This window comes from Flavobacterium sp. GNP002 (assembly GCF_054343795.1).
On sequence record NZ_JBTGUW010000001.1, the window covers coordinates 1,822,696 to 1,839,809 of the forward strand.

Annotated in this window: 16 protein-coding genes; 6 read left to right on the forward strand and 10 right to left on the reverse strand. The window is 34.9% G+C overall.

Annotated elements, in window-relative coordinates; all coding sequences use genetic code 11:
* The 4 genes from ACXX80_RS07920 to gcvP all read right to left on the reverse strand — a co-directional run bounded on the left by ACXX80_RS07920 (window position 1) and on the right by gcvP (window position 5,808).
* The gene (locus ACXX80_RS07920; protein WP_458552732.1) at window positions 1-849 is read right to left on the reverse strand and encodes a glycosyltransferase family 2 protein; all 849 of its coding nucleotides are present in this window, start codon (window positions 847-849) and stop codon (window positions 1-3) included.
* Window positions 849-1,373 carry a class I SAM-dependent methyltransferase gene (locus ACXX80_RS07925; protein ID WP_417981350.1) on the reverse strand — a complete coding sequence of 175 codons (525 nt, stop codon included), beginning with the start codon at window positions 1,371-1,373 and terminating at the stop codon, window positions 849-851. The genes ACXX80_RS07920 and ACXX80_RS07925 overlap by 1 nt, the downstream gene beginning before the upstream one ends.
* Window positions 1,374-1,608: 235 nt before the next feature.
* The gene (locus tag ACXX80_RS07930) at window positions 1,609-2,667 is read right to left on the reverse strand and encodes a 3-oxoacyl-ACP synthase III family protein (protein WP_458552733.1); all 1,059 of its coding nucleotides are present in this window, start codon (window positions 2,665-2,667) and stop codon (window positions 1,609-1,611) included.
* A gap of 291 nt (window positions 2,668-2,958) precedes the next feature.
* The gene (gene gcvP, locus ACXX80_RS07935; protein ID WP_458552734.1) at window positions 2,959-5,808 is read right to left on the reverse strand and encodes an aminomethyl-transferring glycine dehydrogenase; all 2,850 of its coding nucleotides are present in this window, start codon (window positions 5,806-5,808) and stop codon (window positions 2,959-2,961) included.
* Between the two features lie 147 nt (window positions 5,809-5,955).
* Here gcvP and ACXX80_RS07940 point away from each other — a divergent pair, with 147 nt between their 5' ends.
* Window positions 5,956-6,768 (forward strand): UbiA prenyltransferase family protein, encoded by an 813-nt coding sequence (locus tag ACXX80_RS07940; RefSeq protein ID WP_458552735.1) that lies wholly within the window; start codon window positions 5,956-5,958, stop codon window positions 6,766-6,768.
* On the opposite strand, the gene ACXX80_RS07945 is transcribed toward ACXX80_RS07940, so the two are convergent.
* The 3 genes from ACXX80_RS07945 to ACXX80_RS07955 form a co-directional block, all read right to left on the reverse strand.
* Entirely contained in the window at window positions 6,748-7,206 is a 459-nt protein-coding gene (locus tag ACXX80_RS07945) for an SRPBCC family protein (RefSeq protein ID WP_458552736.1), read from the reverse strand. The genes ACXX80_RS07940 and ACXX80_RS07945 overlap by 21 nt on opposite strands.
* Window positions 7,206-7,919 (reverse strand): YqjF family protein, encoded by a 714-nt coding sequence (locus ACXX80_RS07950; protein ID WP_458552737.1) that lies wholly within the window; start codon window positions 7,917-7,919, stop codon window positions 7,206-7,208. The genes ACXX80_RS07945 and ACXX80_RS07950 overlap by 1 nt, the downstream gene beginning before the upstream one ends.
* An 87-nt stretch (window positions 7,920-8,006) precedes the next feature.
* Window positions 8,007-10,034: a M3 family metallopeptidase gene (locus ACXX80_RS07955; RefSeq protein WP_458552738.1), complete on the reverse strand. Its 2,028-nt coding sequence runs from the start codon at window positions 10,032-10,034 to the stop codon at window positions 8,007-8,009.
* A gap of 227 nt (window positions 10,035-10,261) precedes the next feature.
* Between ACXX80_RS07955 and ACXX80_RS07960 the strand changes: the two genes are divergently transcribed.
* Window positions 10,262-10,933 (forward strand): hypothetical protein, encoded by a 672-nt coding sequence (locus ACXX80_RS07960; protein ID WP_458552739.1) that lies wholly within the window; start codon window positions 10,262-10,264, stop codon window positions 10,931-10,933.
* Between the two features lie 52 nt (window positions 10,934-10,985).
* On the opposite strand, the gene purE is transcribed toward ACXX80_RS07960, so the two are convergent.
* The 3 genes from purE to ACXX80_RS07975 all read right to left on the reverse strand — a co-directional run bounded on the left by purE (window position 10,986) and on the right by ACXX80_RS07975 (window position 13,327).
* On the reverse strand, window positions 10,986-11,468 hold the full coding sequence (purE, locus tag ACXX80_RS07965) for a 5-(carboxyamino)imidazole ribonucleotide mutase (RefSeq protein ID WP_315211270.1): 483 nt from the start codon (window positions 11,466-11,468) through the stop codon (window positions 10,986-10,988).
* Between the two features lie 107 nt (window positions 11,469-11,575).
* Window positions 11,576-12,727, reverse strand: coding sequence for a 5-(carboxyamino)imidazole ribonucleotide synthase (locus ACXX80_RS07970; protein ID WP_458552740.1), 1,152 nt, complete (start codon window positions 12,725-12,727; stop codon window positions 11,576-11,578).
* Between the two features lie 54 nt (window positions 12,728-12,781).
* Entirely contained in the window at window positions 12,782-13,327 is a 546-nt protein-coding gene (locus tag ACXX80_RS07975) for a HEAT-like fold family protein (RefSeq protein ID WP_458552741.1), read from the reverse strand.
* A 99-nt stretch (window positions 13,328-13,426) separates the two neighbouring features.
* On the opposite strand from ACXX80_RS07975, the gene hpt reads away from it, so the two are divergent.
* From hpt to obgE, 4 genes are all read left to right on the forward strand, one after another.
* Window positions 13,427-13,957 (forward strand): hypoxanthine phosphoribosyltransferase, encoded by a 531-nt coding sequence (gene hpt / locus ACXX80_RS07980; protein ID WP_458552742.1) that lies wholly within the window; start codon window positions 13,427-13,429, stop codon window positions 13,955-13,957.
* A 12-nt stretch (window positions 13,958-13,969) separates the two neighbouring features.
* Window positions 13,970-14,542 (forward strand): adenylate kinase, encoded by a 573-nt coding sequence (locus ACXX80_RS07985; protein WP_417952029.1) that lies wholly within the window; start codon window positions 13,970-13,972, stop codon window positions 14,540-14,542.
* A gap of 217 nt (window positions 14,543-14,759) precedes the next feature.
* Window positions 14,760-16,034, forward strand: a complete 1,275-nt coding sequence (locus tag ACXX80_RS07990; protein WP_458552743.1) for a hemolysin family protein — start codon at window positions 14,760-14,762, stop codon at window positions 16,032-16,034.
* 65 nt (window positions 16,035-16,099) lie between these two features.
* On the forward strand, window positions 16,100-17,101 hold the full coding sequence (gene obgE / locus ACXX80_RS07995; protein ID WP_309756124.1) for a GTPase ObgE: 1,002 nt from the start codon (window positions 16,100-16,102) through the stop codon (window positions 17,099-17,101).
* The last annotated feature ends 13 nt before the right edge of the window (window positions 17,102-17,114 follow it).

Here is a 17,114-nt window from a genome sequence, read left to right on the forward strand (position 1 = left end):
TTAGAAAATTTTTTCTTTCATTTTCTTCAAACGATACTTGCGAATAAATTTAGCTTGTTCCGCGGTTACCAATAAAGGTGTTTTAGCTGCTTTAGCTTTCCAAAAACCTTTGATGTAATCTAAAAAGAGTAACGGTTTCTTTTTCATCATCGCCAGTTTTGCCGAAGCTATGGAAGTGATTAAAAACCCGTAACCTAAAGTATAAAACGCTTCTCCTTGTTTATAACGGGCAGTTTTGTTGTAATTAGCTCCAGTTGGTTTTAAATGTTTTACTATTAATGAAGCATCGGTAACTACTTTCCATCCGTAAAATTTTGATAACAATTCATCAACAGTGTCCCAACCCATAGCTGGTTTTAAATTCCCTATTTGTTGGAAGCATGCTTTTCTATACGCTTTGAATGCGCCACGAATGTGGTCTTTATCTGTTAGATTTTCCAGAATCCATTCGCCATTTTTTTCAATATAGGCAAATCCGCCAGCCATTCCTATCGTTGCATCTTTTTCGAAAATGTTTAAAATAGTTTCAAAATAATTGTTAGGTAGAATTAAGTCGGCATCCAGTTTTACGATAACGTCATACTCATCGTCCAATGTTTCGAATCCTTTATGAAAAGCCTGTATAACTTTACTTCCCGGTAAATGTATGGCACTTGAAGTTTTGTTTACCAAAGAGATAAACGGATTTTCTTTGGAGTAAGCGGTTACTATTTCAGCTGTTTTATCCGTAGAGTTATCATTGACAATCACTACTTTTTTTGGTAAAACAGTTTGAGAAATCAAAGAATCTAAAGTTAAAGCGATGAAAGCTTCTTCGTTATGAGCCGGAATAACAATGTAATAATTCATTATTTTATTTTTTCAGCGTAAACAATATAATATCTATTGGTGAACTTTCTTAATAAGGGGCGAAGGCCAAATTTCTTTACTGGATTTGTCCATTTTTCGCGGTCGATTATTTTCCAACCTGTTTTTTCCAATAACCAGTCCAATTGCCAATCTTCAAATTCATGGTAATGTCTGTCCCACATATCGGTTTTACTTCTATAAGCTGGTGAAAACCACAAACGCATTGGGATAGATATGAAAAGTTTATCCGATTTTATTTCGCTTAAAATCGTGTAAGGATTCAATAAATGTTCAAAGATTTCGAAAGCGGTTACCACATCTTTTTTTTCTGTTGAAAATACGGATTGGTCTTTGTCTAAGTCTTCTCCTGTTGTATTTGTTACTGTAAATCCTTCGGATTTCATGATTTTAGAAAAAGGATTTTCTACTCCTAAATCTAATATGGTTTCTGAAGTTGAGACGTGTTTTTTTAGAAATTCTAAAGTATGTTTGAATCTTTTATTGGGAAACGTTTTTTCGTACATGTTTTTTTGATTTTGCCACTAGGGCACCAAGGCACAAATATAGTAATAAATGTGTTTTTGGGCATTGTTTTTTAGCCCGGATGGGAATGAAAATCCCGGAGCTTTAAAATGTAGTTTTTCAAGGTACAAAAAGCGACTGAAAGAAGCTTTCTTGTACCTTAGAAAAACAAGTTTTGAAGTGAGGAATTGTAGTGTACAGCCGGATTAGCTCCTGATTGTTGTGTTCCTCGAATGATTAATATCTGTAAACAAATGCGTTGATGTTCATTCCTGCTCCCACGGATGCAAAGATAAGAACATCACCTTTTTGTATGGATTGATTTTCTATTTGTCCGCGAATTAACAGATCAAAAAGAGTTGGAACGGTGGCTACGCTGCTATTTCCCAGTTCATGGATACTCATGGGCATGATGTCTTTTGGGACGGGTCTGTCGTATAATTTGTAAAAACGTTGAATTATGGCTTCATCCATTTTTTCATTGGCTTGATGGATAAGAATCTTTTTTACATCATCAATACCTAAACCGCTTTTGTCCAGGCAACTTTTCATTGCTGCAGGAACTTGATTTAATGCAAATTCATAGATTTTGCGCCCGTACATTTTTATGTAACGAATGTCTGGGTCTAAATCTGGGTTGTATGATTTTCCAAAAAACAAGTAATTAGCTTCGTCATTAGCATAAGTTGCACTTTCGTAAGCCAGCATTCCAGTTTCGTCATCAGAAGCTTCAATAATAGAAGCACCAGCACCATCCGAATAAATCATGGAATCCCTGTCATGCGCATCAACTACTCTCGAGAGCGTTTCAGCTCCAATTACTAGACATCGTTTTGCCATGCCTGATTTTATAAATGCGTTGGCTTGAAGTACACCTTCAATCCAACCCGGGCATCCAAAAAGAATATCGTAAGCAACGCATTTTGGATTCTTTATTTGTAGTTTATTTTTAACACGTGTGGCTAAACTTGGAATCATATCGGATTGATTTGTTCCGCATTTTACATCACCAAAATTATGTGCAAAGATGATGTAGTCAATTGTTTCCTTATCAATCCCAGCATTTTCTATTGCTTTTTGAGATGCAAAGAAAGCTAAATCAGAAGAGGTGTATTGGTCTTCGGCATAGCGTCTGTGTTCTATACCAGTAATTCCTTTAAATTTATTTATGACTACTTCATTAGGGTAACCAAAAGCTGTTCCGTCTTCATTCAAAAAAACATGTTCACTAAAGTCAGTATTGCTTACTTTTTTCTCAGGAATATAACTTCCTATTCCAGTTATTTTTATTTTCATCGGGTTGTTTTTCCAAAAATTCACGCTAATTTAATGATAAATAAATTAGTACACTCACAAAATTTACTATGCATGCATATAATTGTGAAATAATAATTTATTGGCAAAAATATTGATTATTTTATTACGAATTGTAAAAAATGATGCGATATTTATTTCGTAATTCTTGCAATTGATAAAATTGATATTTCGAGGATTTGGATTAAATTATTTTCTGAAGGTTGTGAAATTTTAAAAACAAAAAAAAATGTCCCGATTTCTCGAGACATTTTTTTTAAACATATTCAAAAATTAACTTTCCATGTACGCTTCAATTGGCGCGCAAGAACAAACTAAATTTCTATCTCCATACGCTTCATCTGCTCTACGAACGGTAGGCCAGAATTTATTTTCGGCAATGTATTCTAATGGAAATGCTGCTGCTTCACGAGTGTATGGGAAATTCCAATTATCAGTGGTTACCATCATCAAAGTATGTGGAGCATTTTTTAGTACATTATTTGGATTGTCTAAAGTAGCGGCTTCAATTTCTTTTCTGATTGCTATCATAGCATCACAAAAACGATCTAACTCTTCTAAGTTTTCACTTTCAGTAGGTTCAATCATTAAAGTTCCGGCAACGGGGAACGAAACGGTTGGAGCATGGAAGCCATAATCCATCAAACGTTTTGCTATATCAGTTACTTCAATTCCTCTTTCTTTAAATGGACGACATTCCAAAATCATTTCGTGTGCCGCACGACCCATTTCTCCAGAATATAATGTATCATAGTGACCGTTTAATTTCTCTTTAATATAGTTTGCGTTTAAAATTGCATATTGAGTAGATTGTTTCAAACCTTCAGCGCCAAGCATACAGATATAACCATACGATATCAAACAAACCAAAGCGGAACCCCAAGGCGCAGCAGAAATTGCAGTAATAGCGGTTGAACCACCAGTTGGGATTACAGGATTTGTAGGTAAAAATGGAACTAATTGTGGAGCAACACATATTGGTCCTACACCAGGTCCACCACCTCCATGAGGGATAGCAAATGTTTTGTGTAAGTTCAAGTGACAAACATCAGCACCAATAGTTGCAGGATTTGTTAATCCAACTTGTGCATTCATATTTGCACCATCCATATATACTTGTCCACCATTATCGTGGATTAATTGTGTGATTTCTTTTATGGCACTTTCAAAAACACCATGAGTCGATGGATAGGTAACCATCAAACAAGAAAGATTGTCTTTGTGAAGAATTGCTTTTTCACGTAAATCTTCTACGTCGATATTTCCGTTTTCCAATGTTTTAGTAACCACAACTTTCATTCCTGCCATAGCTGCCGAAGCTGGATTTGTTCCGTGAGCTGATGATGGAATTAAAGCAATGTTTCTATGGTGATCTCCTCTAGACTGGTGGTACGCGCGAATAACCATTAATCCGGCATATTCTCCTTGAGCACCTGAATTAGGTTGTAAAGTAGTTCCGGCAAAACCAGTAATGACATTTAATTGTTGCTCTAGTTTAGCTAACATTTCTTGGTATCCTTGTGCTTGATCAAGTGGAGCAAACGGGTGAATATTATTCCACTGAGCCATACTTAGAGGCAACATTTCTGAAGCTGCATTTAGTTTCATCGTACAAGAACCCAATGAAATCATGGAGTGATTCAACGCTAAATCTTTTCTTTCCAGCATTTTGATGTAACGCATCAAAGCGGTTTCTGAATGGTGCTTGTTGAAAACATCATGTTGTAAGAACGTTGATGTTCTGTTTATCGTTTCTGGGAAATGATTCGTTTCTGATAAACCTTCAATTGTAGTTGCTTGAGTACCTTTTGCGGAAGCGAAAACGGTTACAATTTTATTTAAATCGGCAATACTTGTTGTTTCGTTTAATGAAATTGAAACGGTATTCTCATCGATGTAGTAAAAGTTGATTTCGTTTTGTTCTGCAATCACTTTTACTTTTTGGGTATCAGCTTTAACAACAATAGTGTCAAAAAAAGCGGTATTGGTTTGTTGTAAGCCTAATTTTTCTAATGCATTTGCCAATGTTGCTGCAGATGCATGGACTTTGTCAGCGATATATTGCAATCCTTTTGGACCATGATAAACCGCATACATTCCAGCCATAACGGATAATAAAACTTGTGCAGTGCAAATATTTGAAGTTGCTTTATCACGTTTAATGTGTTGCTCGCGTGTTTGTAATGCCATACGCAAAGCACGATTTCCATCAGTATCAACAGTTACACCGATGATTCTTCCTGGCATACTTCTTTTGTATTCTTCTTTTGTAGCAAAAAAAGCGGCGTGTGGGCCACCATAACCTAACGGAATTCCGAAACGTTGTGTTGTTCCAAGAACTACTGCAGCACCCATTTCTCCCGGAGGAGTCAGTTTTGCTAAACTTAAAATATCTGCAGCAACGGCTACTTTTATTTCGTTTGCAGCTGCTTTAGCGATAAAATCGGTATAATCATGAACTTGTCCAAATTTTCCAGGATATTGAAGGATTGCTCCAAAATATTCCGATGAAAAATCGAATTTTTCATGGTTTCCTATTACTAATTCAACGCCAATTGGTGTAGAACGTGTTTGTAAAACCGATAAAGTTTGTGGTAATATTTCCTCTGAAACGAAGAATTTATTGATGTTATTTTTCTTTTGGTCGCGAGAACGTACATCAAAAAGTAACGCCATTGCTTCAGCTGCAGCAGTTCCTTCATCTAATAAAGAGGCATTAGCGATTTCCATCCCTGTTAATTCGATAACCATGGTTTGGAAATTCAAAATTGCTTCTAAACGTCCTTGAGCAATCTCGGCTTGATACGGTGTGTAAGCAGTGTACCATCCTGGGTTTTCAAATACATTTCGTTGGATTACTGCAGGAATAATTGCTGCATTGTATCCTAAACCAATGTACGATTGAAAAACTTTATTTTTATTCCCTAATTTCTGGATGTGATTTGCAAACTCATATTCAGTCATTGCAGGTTCTAAGTCCAAATCAGATTTTAAACGAATATCACTTGGGATAGTTTCATGGATCAATTGGTCAAGTGTTGCTGCCCCAATTGTCTTCAACATATGTTCTAGATCATTTTCTCTTGGGCCAATGTGTCTTAATGCAAAAGCGTCTGTTTTCATTATATATAAAATGGGTTGTGTGTTTCTTGTTTTAAAAGATTGTAAAAATAAATATTAATCTGCTATTAAAAGACTTTTTTAACTTGATTTTCTGTGAATTTTTCAACTAAAAGCCATTCTTGTTAACACTTTGATTAATTTTGTCTAATGAGGTTTTTGAAACTAATATTCGATTTTTATATTAATAGTAGCATTCACGTGGGTTTGTCTTGTTATGCCTTGGTGAGAATGACGCAACATATGTTCCACATTTCTATTGATGAGCCAGTTGCTAACTTTGCTTTTTTTGGAACAATTGTAGGATATAATTTTGTAAAATATGATGCGCTGGCCAGAGTTCAAAGATTACAAATGCGCAAGGAGTTAAAAACGATTGCTTTATTTAGTTTTTTTGCTCTTTTTTTGGTCGGATATTATTTTTTTCAACTCCAAAGGACAACTCAAATAGTTGCAGTAGTTTTCTTGAGTATTACATTATTGTATACGCTTTCCTTTTTTCCAAATAAGAAAAATGCAAGAAACTGGGCAGGAGTTAAAATTTATATCGTAGCATTGTGTTGGGTAGGAGTTACGTTGGTTTTGCCGATTTTAGATTCGGGAATACCAATTACTTCCGATTTCTATTTAAAATGCATACAGCGCTTTATCTTAATTTTTGTGTTGATTCTTATTTTTGAGATTATTGATTTGGCGAAAGACGATCCGCATTTAAAAACTGTGCCGCAACAAATAGGAGTGAAACGCACTAAAATAGTAGGATTACTACTTTTAGTTCCATTTTATTTTTTGGAAATTTTTAAAAGTAATTTTGACAAAAATCAATTGATTATCAACTTGATTTTAGTGATTGTCATTTCGTTTTTTATTCTTTTTGCTAATGAAAAACGTACAAAATATTACACTTCTTTTTGGGCAGAGAGTGTACCGATTTTTTGGTGGTTATTGCTTCTCATTTTCTGATAAAGCTTTCAGTGTTTTATTTCTTTCGAGAATGAAATTAATCATGTGATTTTTCAAAAATAAGAAATCAAATAATTCTCCAAAAAAACCGTACGGAACTTCGTAATATATTTTGTCTTTCATAACGGTTAATCCGTTTTTTTCGTAAAAAATATGTTCATGACGAAAGGATTTGAATTTCCCTTCCTCCATTTCATCTACAAAATAATCATACAGGTTCATCGCTGTTATTCTACTTTTGTGGGTCATATAAAAACCAAAATGTTTCCCACGCCATGTAACCGTTTCATTGTAATTGATCAATCCAGATGTAACGCCGTCAATAGCGATTTCGTTTGTACGACTGGCAGATTCTTGGTGTACATCGATGTCCCTGGAAATGTCAAAAACTGTTTGTATGGATGCGTTTATTTTAGTCCGAATTTTTATTCTGGTCATTACAGTTTTATTTTTCTTTTGTCTTCAATAGTGATTTTAGAGCCTATTGCTAGAAATACGGAGGTTGGTTTTAAGTCCTTGATAAAAGTAAATTCTTTTCCATAAACTCCTTCGAAATCAATAATAGATTCGTTGTTGGTTACTTCATATTGTTGCCATCTGGGATGGGTAACTTGGTATTCAAAAGTTTCGTTTTCATTGATTTTGGTATAGCCAAAATAATGCTCCGTGATAAATTCAGCTTCAGAATCGGGTTCAATTGCAATAGGGTTTATACCGGTTTCAACATTAATAGTATTCCAATTATTATTTACCTTCCATTGGTATATAAATTCTCGGGAGTTTTCATTTACTTTCAGCATATGTTTCATGGGCAAAGTCTGGTAATGCTCATTGTAAAAGGTATTGGCGACAAATGAAATCGCATATTTTGGAACAATTTCACTGATAAAAACCGCACCTCTTTTCCACACACCGTTTTCAAAACGTCTCACATAAAACCGAAGATTTACCTCTTCGAAATCAGAATGAAACGGTATTTTCATTCCCAAAACACGAACATTTTCGAATAGGAATCCAATAAAACTAACATAACATTTGCCGTTCCAGAAATCTATTTCCGTTCCTGCAGGAACATACTTTTGCAGGATTTCGGGATTGACTTCATAATTAATCATGGCTAAATTGTTCCATTCGGCTTTTAAAAAACTCATTTTTTGTTCGTTTTAATTTTTTCTAGGTATATAAATGGTATTAAAAAACCCGAAGTCTGTTACTTCGGGTTTCCAAAAAATATGTTTCTAAAGCAATCCCGCTCTTCTTAATAGCGCTTCCGGTTTTGGTTCTTGTCCTCTAAAACGTTTGTACAAAATCATCGGATGTTCTGTTCCACCTTTCGAAAGGACGTTCTCCTTAAATTTGGTTGCAACTTCTTTATTGAAAATGCCGCATTCCTGAAAATATTCAAAAGCATCTGCATCTAGAACTTCAGCCCATTTGTAGCTGTAATAACCGGATGAATAACCGCCTTGAAATATGTGTGAAAAAGAAGTACTCATCGCGTTTTCTTTTACTTCAGGATACAATTGTGTCGCGGCGAACTGTTCAGTTTCAAAAGCTTTGATGTCTTTGATATTCGACGGGTCTTGTGCGTGCCATCCCATATCCAATAATCCAAAACTCAATTGGCGCATCGTTGCTATTCCTTCTTGGAAACTCGCACTTTCTTTGATTTTATGGACTAATTCCATCGGAATCATTTCGCCGGTTTCATAATGATACGCGAACAAAGCCAATGCTTCCGGTTCGTAGCACCAATTTTCTAAAATCTGACTTGGTAGTTCCACAAAATCCCAATATACACTTGTTCCGGATAAACTTGGATAAGTTGTGTTAGCTAACATACCATGTAAAGCGTGACCAAATTCATGAAACAAAGTCGTTACTTCATTGAAAGTTAACAACGATGGTTTCGTCTCAGTAGGTTTTGTGAAATTACACACAATAGAAATGTGTGGTCTTTCGTTGATTCCTTTTTTGATGTATTGGGATTTAAAAGAGGTCATCCAAGCACCGTTGCGTTTGCCTTTTCTTGGAAAAAAGTCAGCATAAAAAACAGCAACCAGTTGGTCTTCTTCATCTTTTACTGCGTATGTTTTTACTTCTTCGTGGTATTTATCCACGTCAAAAATTTCTTCGAAAGTAATTTCAAATAATTTTTGCGCTACTGCAAAAGCACCGTCCAGAACTTTTTCTAATTGAAAATAAGGCTTTAATATTTCATCATCCAAGTTGAATAATTGCTGCTTCAATTTTTCGGAATAATACGCGCCATCCCATTTTTCGAGTTGCTCGATTCCGTGTTGCTCTTTTGCAAAAGCAGTCAGTTGTTCAAATTCTTTCAAAGCAGCCGGTTTGGCTTTTTCTAATAAATCATTCGAAAATGTTTTTACTTTCTCCGGACTTTCGGCCATGCGTTCTTCAAGCACAAAATGAGCATGAGTAGCATAACCTAGAACTTGAGCTCTGTCAAAACGTAATTTGGCAATTTTTAGTACGATTTCCTGATTGTCAAATTCGTTGTTTTGAAAACCTTTGGCACCAAAAGCAATTGCCATTTTCTTGCGCAATTCGCGATTATCAGCATACGTCACAAACGGTACGTAGCTTGGATAATCCAAAGTAAAAATCCAACCTTCCTTTTCTTGGCTTTTAGCCAACGAGCGAGCGGCTTCGATAGTTCCTTCGGGTAAACCGGCTAAATCGGATTCATTGGTAATATGCAATTGATAAGCTTGTGTTTCGGCCAAAACATTTTCGCCAAACTGCAAACTCAATTTTGATAATTCTTTGTCGATTTCTCGCAACTGATTTTTTTTGTCTTCCGGCAAATTGGCTCCGTTTCTGGAAAAGCTTTTGTATTTTTTGTCCAAAAGCGTGGTTTGCTCCGGATTGAGATTCAGTTTTTCTCGTTGATCATACACCGTTTTTACTCGAGCGAATAAATCCGGATTAAGACGAACATCGTTTCCGAATTCAGAAAGTAAAGGTGAAACTTCCTGAGCAATTTTCTGAATTTCATCATTAGTTTCCGCTGAATTCAAGTTGAAAAAGATACTTGAAATTCTGTCCAAAACATCTCCGCTGAACGCTAATGCTTCAATCGTGTTTTCGAAAGTTGGTTTTATAGGATTTCGTACAATAGCATCGATTTCGGCTTTTGCTAATTCGATTCCTTTTTGAAAAGCAGGAAGAAAATCTTCGTTTTTAATTTTCGAAAAAGGCGCAGTATTGTACTTCGTATTGAAATGGTGTGTTAAGATGCTCATTTGTATTTTGTAATAAAAATAATTCGATGTTTAAAGAAATCAAAGGTACGGATTTAATAAAAAAAATGGGGTTGTCGAGGGAATTGATTTGGATCAAAATAGTGGATTCTAAAGTGTTATTTAAATGTTATTTATTTCGTTTGGCAGTAATAAAGCCTTAAATTGTAAAAAAAATGATTGGTTTTATAAAAGGCGAATCAGAAAAAATATAATAAATTACATAAAAGATGAATTATCAAATTACAATAAATAGAGCGAATACTGTTGATGAGGTTGAAGAATATTGGACAAGTGAAGATTATATAAAGCTATTGGAAAAATTCGATTATCCCGATGCTGCGGAGGCGGATCCTGCGAGTTTAAGAGAATTGTTATTTATGGCAATTTCTGATTTTGAGCCCAGAGACGCGGCTGTTGTAGTATTAGAATATAAGTTGTCAGAAGATTTGAATGACGGTCAGATTCAGCAAATTTCAAATGATATGTTTTTGGACAAAGTATGTGAAGAATATCCGGAAATAGGATTACACTCGACTTTGTTTCATATTAATCAATTGCTTTTCAAAGCATACAATGGTACTTTTCCAAATGCAAAAGCGACGATTATCGAATGTAGTTTGGCGCCAGCAGAAGGTGAAAATGAAAATGAATTGACTAAAGAAAGTATTTTGAAATTATTAAACAACGGATTATCTGGTAGTAATTTGATCAAAAGATTATTTGACAGCCAAATGACTGAAAACGTGCCTTTCCCAGAAGCCGAAGATATTTTATGGGATGTTAAGACTACGGATAATGTGAATTATACGATTATGACTTCTGAATATTGGATGAGCAAGGACGATATCATTGCATCAGAATTTGAAGGAATTCTTGAAATTGTAGTTAATGCTGAATAACTGTTTCAAGAACTAAATAAATAAAAAAAAAGCTCCGTAATGGAGCTTTTTTTTATTTATTTAGACTTTCAGAAGCGATGTTGACGGCTTCTTTCAATCCTGTTTTGTACTTAATTATTTTCTCCATCACATTTTTGTCGTGACTTCCTATGATTTGAGCGGCAAGGATTCCTGCGTTTTTTGCCCCGTTAAGGGCAACTGTTGCAACTGGAACACCACCTGGCATTTGAAGAATAGATAAAACGCTATCCCAGCCATCGATGGAATTACTTGATTTTATGGGCACGCCAATTACTGGAAGTGGAGACATTGAAGCGACCATTCCCGGTAAATGTGCAGCACCGCCGGCACCAGCAATTACTACCGAAATGCCGCGAGTGTGTGCATTGTTGCTGAAATCAAATAATTTTTCGGGAGTTCTGTGGGCTGAAACGATATCGACTTCAATTTCTATTTCGAATGCTTTTAGGATATCGATGGCTTCTTGCATGATTGGCATATCGGATATGCTTCCCATTATTACGGCTACTTTCATTGTTTTTTATTTAAAGATTTAAAGATTTAAGTATTTAAAGATTTTTGAGAAATTCAATTTAGTTAATGTTCTGAATTTTTCAATCTTTAATTTTTTCAATCTTTCAATTAACTTATAACTCTTATCGTATTCTTAACATCTTCAGCAATTCTTCTTGCTTCATCGATGTCTTCGTTTACTATGGTTACATGTCCCATTTTTCTGAAAGGGCGTGTTTGTTTCTTTCCGTAAATGTGAGGCGTAACACCATTCCAGTCTAATATTTTTTCGATATTTTCATAGAGTACATTTCCAGAAAATCCTTCGGCACCTACTAGATTTACCATAATTCCAGCTACTTTACTGTCCGTATTTCCCAAAGGCAAATCAAGAATTGCACGCAAATGGTTTTCAAATTGCGACGTATAACTAGCTTCAATAGAATAATGACCTGAATTGTGCGGGCGTGGAGCGACTTCGTTAACGAGGATTTCATCATCTTCGGTTTGAAACATTTCAACTGCTAATAATCCCACATGATTGAATTTTTCGGAAACATTCAATGCGATTGCTCTTGCTTTTTCGGCAACTTTATCATCAATTCGAGCAGGACAAATCACGTATTCCACTTGGTTGGCTTCGGGATGAAATTCCATTTCCACCACAGGATACGTTTTTATTTCGCCCGAAGGATTGCGGCAAACGATAACAGCCAATTCATTTTTGAACGGAACCATTTCTTCAGCAATGCATTCTACATTGGCTAAATTATCCAAATCTGAAATGTGTCGAATCACTTTTACGCCGTTTCCATCATAACCAAATTCCGTACATTTCCATACAAACGGAAGTTTTGTTTTCGAATCCAGAATGTCAACAATTAGACTTTTTAGATTGTCAAAACGTTTATAATTTGCTGTCGGGATGGCATGTTGTATGTAAAAATCTTTCTGAATTCCTTTGTTTTGAATCAGTTTCAATGTTTTTGGTGAAGGAAATACTTTTAATCCTTCTTCTTCGAGTTTTACCAAAGCTTCTAGATTAACCAACTCAATTTCGAAAGTCAAAACGTCTACTTTTTTACCAAAGTTATAAACGGTTTCAAAGTCCATTAAATCCCCTTTGAAGAATAGGTCACAAGCAATTTTACAAGGCGCTTCATCACTTGGATCCAAAACATATGTTTGTATGTCGAATTTTCGGGTGTCAAACAATAGCATTTTGCCCAGTTGTCCGCCACCGAGAATTCCTAATTTGAAATCAGAAGAAAAATAATTCATGGTGTAGTTGTATGTTTACGCAAAGATACTTTATAATGATTGAATCCGAAAATGCTATTTTATTTTCTTCAAAATTTCTCGCGCTACCGCTTTATAGGCAGTCGAATGATTTGCATAATTTTGTATAAGAATAACTTGTAATTCTGGATAAATCCAATCAAAATGCTTTCCTAATAGGTGTAGGGTTCGAATAGAATAGCATTTTGAGGCTACTTTAATATCGCTTATTAACCAGTCAAAGCAGTTTTCTGTAATTTTTTGCAGATGATTTTCTGAAAGTTGTATTTCTTTGTTTTTGAAATGAGAAGTCACCAAAAGCTGGCAAATTTTCGCCATTGGTCGAATCGCACTTTCATGTTTTAGTTTCCCAATGTTTTCGCAATAAAAATCCATGTACGGTTGCAACCATTTTAACTTTTCATAAGATACAAATTCTAAAATCCAACAGGCTTTGTGCGAATTTTTATCAGAAACAGCAAAACAAATTGTAATTAATTCGTCAAGAAAATTCGGATTCTCTAAAACAAGGTGTGCTATTTTTAGTCGGGTTTCTCTGTAAGCTTTAAGGGAATCAAGGTTTTTTTGTAATTCAGTAGACATCTCTTTTAAAATTTTACTTAAAATTACAAATTAATGCCCAATTATCAATTGTCAAATCCGAATTCTGTATCTTTGCGCATTATTTTAAACACGAAAATAATGATACAACTTCACGATAAACAATTTGTTCCGTTTATTTCTGCTAAAGAAATTGATTTTGCCATTGCTAAAATGGTTGCGCAAGTAGAAGCTGATTTTGCTGATGAAACACCGGTATTTGTAGGAGTATTAAACGGAGCTTTTATGGTAGTTTCTGATTTTATGAAACAATACAAAAAACCATGTGAAGTATCTTTCATCAAAATGGCATCATATGAAGGAACTTCTTCTAGTAACGAAGTGAAACAATTAATAGGTATAAATCAGGATTTGACTGGACGTTCTGTTATCATAATCGAGGATATAGTTGATACCGGAAATACATTAGTAGAACTGAAAGAATTATTCAAAAAACAAAATGTAAAACATTTTAAAATAGCAACACTTTTTTTTAAACCAGAAGCTTACACAAAAGACATCAAAATAGATTATATTGGGATTAGAATCCCCAATAAATTTATTGTGGGTTTTGGCTTAGACTACGATGGATTAGGAAGAAATTTACCCGAAGTATATAAACTAAAAGAATAACGACACAACAACATGACTAACATTGTTTTATTTGGAAAACCAGGAGCTGGTAAAGGAACTCAAGCCGAGTTTTTGAAAGAAAAATACAAATTAACACATATATCAACTGGAGATGTATTTCGTTTTAATTTAAAAAACGATACAGAACTAGGCAAACAAGCAAGAGTATTTATGGATGCTGGAGATTTAGTTCCAGATGAATTGACTACAAAAATGCTGATTGATGAGGTAAATAAACACCCGGATACGAACGGGATTTTGTTTGACGGATATCCAAGAACAATTTCACAAGCCGAAGCTTTAGACGCATTTCTTACCTCAATTGGTTCAAATGTTGCTGCAACAATTGCGCTCGAAGCTGATGATGAGATTCTAGTGCAAAGGTTGTTAGAAAGAGGTAAAACAAGTGGTAGAATTGACGATCAAGATGAAGAAAAAATCAGAAATCGCTACCAAGAATACAATGAGAAAACCGCGCCTTTGATGAATTATTACGAGGAGCAAGGGAAATTTTTCGCCGTAAATGGAATTGGTTCTATTGCAGAAATTACCGAAAGAGTAAGTAACGTTATTGACAATTTATAGGAGCAATTCCAGCTTTACGTTACAAGTCCTCGCTAAAAACAACATTTTTCTAAGTCATAAAAGGAGCTTCCTTTGATCGCTCTTTTAGGACAAGAAAAATAGTTTTTTTACCTCCGGGCTTTTCACTTCCATCTGGGCTACACTATTACGCATACAAAAAACCGATTTCAAAAAATTAGAAATCATATTTTAAGATATAAACGAATCAATTAAGAAATTGGAAATAGTAATAATATTTTTTCTAATACTGCTAAATGGGGTTTTCTCTATGTCGGAAATCGCATTGATTTCAGCACGAAAGAATAGACTAGAAACTGCAGCGAAAAAAGGAAATAAAAGCGCCAAAATCGCTTTAGATTTGGCAAATTCACCTAATAAGTTTTTATCAACCGTGCAAATAGGGATTACCTTGATAGGAATTCTTACTGGTATTTATAGTGGAGACAAAATAACGAAAGATGTTGAAACTTTTATAAAAGGATTTGAAGCTTTGGTACCTTATGCGCATCCTGTTGCTGTAGGTATAGTTGTTGTTACTTTGACTTTTTTCTCTCTTGTTTTAGGGGAATTATTACCAAAAAGAATTGGACTAAACCATCCGGAAGCAATCGCAAAAGCCGTTGCGTTGCCGATGAAAATAGTTTCAATTGTGACTGCACCATTTATTTGGTTGTTAACTCATTCTACTGATTTTTTATTGGATATTTTACAAATAAAACCCACCGCTGACGGTAAAGTAACCGAAGAGGAAATAAAGGCAATTATCAAAGAAGGAACTGAAGGTGGTGAAGTTCAGGAAATAGAACAAGATATTGTAGAGCGCGTTTTTCACATTGGAGATAGAAAAATAAATTCATTGATGACACACAGGAAGTCAGTGGTTTTTTTACCTTTGCATTCTGATAAAGAACAAGTTAAAGAGTTTATGCTCAAAGAATTACATTCAATTTATCCGGTTTACGGTGAAAATTATGACGATATTGTTGGAGTTGTAAACCTAAAAAATATTTTTGCCCATTTTGAAAATGAAAACTTCAATTTGTCAGCTATCATGACCGAAGCGCCTTTCATGATGGAACAAACTACGGCCTATGTCGCTTTAGAAAATTTTAAAAAGTCAGGAATTCATTATGCTTTTGTGTCCGATGAATATGGTGTTTTTCAGGGAGTTATTACACTGAATGACATTCTGGAAGCCTTAGTTGGCGATGCTTCTGATTTTTATAAAGATGATTTTCAGTTGATAGAAAGAGAAGATGGAACATGGCTGGTTGACGGGCATTATTCGTTGCATGATTTCTTGACCTACTTTGAATTAGATGAATTAATCAATGATTATGAAGTAACTACGGTGAGTGGACTAATAATGACTGAACTCTCTCATATTCCAAAACAAGGGGAGAAATTAGTTTGGCAAAAATTTGAGCTAGAAGTTATCGATATGGATGGCGTGAAGATTGATAAAGTGATGGTGAAGGCGATTAAATTATAAAAATAGATGTAGGTTGGAAGTTTGAATGTGTTCAATCTGAGAGCTGAAATCTGAAATTAAAAAAAATGACAGAAGGGAATTTTGTAGATTACGTTAAAATATATGTTTCATCCGGTAAAGGAGGAAAAGGATCTACGCACTTGCACAGAGAAAAATTTATTGAAAAAGGTGGACCTGACGGTGGTGATGGTGGTCGTGGAGGACATGTATATTTAGTGGGGAATAAAGGTCTTTGGACATTATTTCACTTGAAATTCGCCAGACATATCAAAGCTGGTAATGGTGGAGATGGTAGTGGTGACAGAAGTACAGGTGCTGATGGAGATGATAAATTCATCGAAGTTCCATTAGGAACGGTAGTAAAAGACAAAGAAACAGGAGAAATATTATTTGAAATTACCGAAGATGGTGAAAAACAAATTCTATCTCGCGGTGGAAAAGGAGGTTTAGGTAACTGGCATTTTAGAAGCTCTACGAATCAAACGCCAAGATATTCACAGCCTGGATTACCGGGTGTGGAAATGGATGTAATTTTAGAATTAAAAGTACTAGCTGATGTAGGTTTGGTAGGTTTTCCTAATGCAGGAAAATCAACATTGTTGTCAGTATTAACTTCTGCTAAACCAAAAATTGCGGATTATCCGTTTACAACTTTAAAACCAAATCTTGGAATTGTAGCCTACAGAGATTTTCAATCTTTTGTAATTGCTGATATTCCCGGAATTATTGAAGGTGCTGCCGAAGGAAAAGGTCTTGGACATTATTTCTTGCGTCACATTGAGCGTAATTCGACTTTGTTATTCTTAGTTCCAGTGGATACTCCGGATATCAAAGCAGAATACGATATTTTGGTAAACGAATTGACAAAATACAATCCTGAAATGCTGGATAAAGAGCGTTTGTTGGTGATTTCTAAATGCGATATGCTTGATGATGAGTTAAAAGCAGAATTAAAAACAGAATTAGACGTAGCTTTCAAAGACATTCCTTATATGTTCATTTCTTCTGTAGCCCAACAAGGTTTAACAGAGTTGAAAGATAAATTATGGAAAATGTTGAATGATTAACATTTTAAATTTT

What these genes read in the sequence shown, in the direction of transcription:
- ACXX80_RS07920 (WP_458552732.1), bottom strand. Translation starts at nt 849, where the DNA reads ATGAATTATTACATTGTTATTCCGGCTCATAACGAAGAAGCTTTCATC.
- ACXX80_RS07925 (WP_417981350.1), bottom strand. Translation starts at nt 1,373, where the DNA reads ATGTACGAAAAAACGTTTCCCAATAAAAGATTCAAACATACTTTAGAA.
- ACXX80_RS07930 (WP_458552733.1), bottom strand. Translation starts at nt 2,667, where the DNA reads ATGAAAATAAAAATAACTGGAATAGGAAGTTATATTCCTGAGAAAAAA.
- gcvP (WP_458552734.1), bottom strand. Translation starts at nt 5,808, where the DNA reads ATGAAAACAGACGCTTTTGCATTAAGACACATTGGCCCAAGAGAAAAT.
- ACXX80_RS07940 (WP_458552735.1), top strand. Translation starts at nt 5,956, where the DNA reads ATGAGGTTTTTGAAACTAATATTCGATTTTTATATTAATAGTAGCATT.
- ACXX80_RS07945 (WP_458552736.1), bottom strand. Translation starts at nt 7,206, where the DNA reads ATGACCAGAATAAAAATTCGGACTAAAATAAACGCATCCATACAAACA.
- ACXX80_RS07950 (WP_458552737.1), bottom strand. Translation starts at nt 7,919, where the DNA reads ATGAGTTTTTTAAAAGCCGAATGGAACAATTTAGCCATGATTAATTAT.
- ACXX80_RS07955 (WP_458552738.1), bottom strand. Translation starts at nt 10,034, where the DNA reads ATGAGCATCTTAACACACCATTTCAATACGAAGTACAATACTGCGCCT.
- ACXX80_RS07960 (WP_458552739.1), top strand. Translation starts at nt 10,262, where the DNA reads ATGAATTATCAAATTACAATAAATAGAGCGAATACTGTTGATGAGGTT.
- purE (WP_315211270.1), bottom strand. Translation starts at nt 11,468, where the DNA reads ATGAAAGTAGCCGTAATAATGGGAAGCATATCCGATATGCCAATCATG.
- ACXX80_RS07970 (WP_458552740.1), bottom strand. Translation starts at nt 12,727, where the DNA reads ATGAATTATTTTTCTTCTGATTTCAAATTAGGAATTCTCGGTGGCGGA.
- ACXX80_RS07975 (WP_458552741.1), bottom strand. Translation starts at nt 13,327, where the DNA reads ATGTCTACTGAATTACAAAAAAACCTTGATTCCCTTAAAGCTTACAGA.
- hpt (WP_458552742.1), top strand. Translation starts at nt 13,427, where the DNA reads ATGATACAACTTCACGATAAACAATTTGTTCCGTTTATTTCTGCTAAA.
- ACXX80_RS07985 (WP_417952029.1), top strand. Translation starts at nt 13,970, where the DNA reads ATGACTAACATTGTTTTATTTGGAAAACCAGGAGCTGGTAAAGGAACT.
- obgE (WP_309756124.1), top strand. Translation starts at nt 16,100, where the DNA reads ATGACAGAAGGGAATTTTGTAGATTACGTTAAAATATATGTTTCATCC.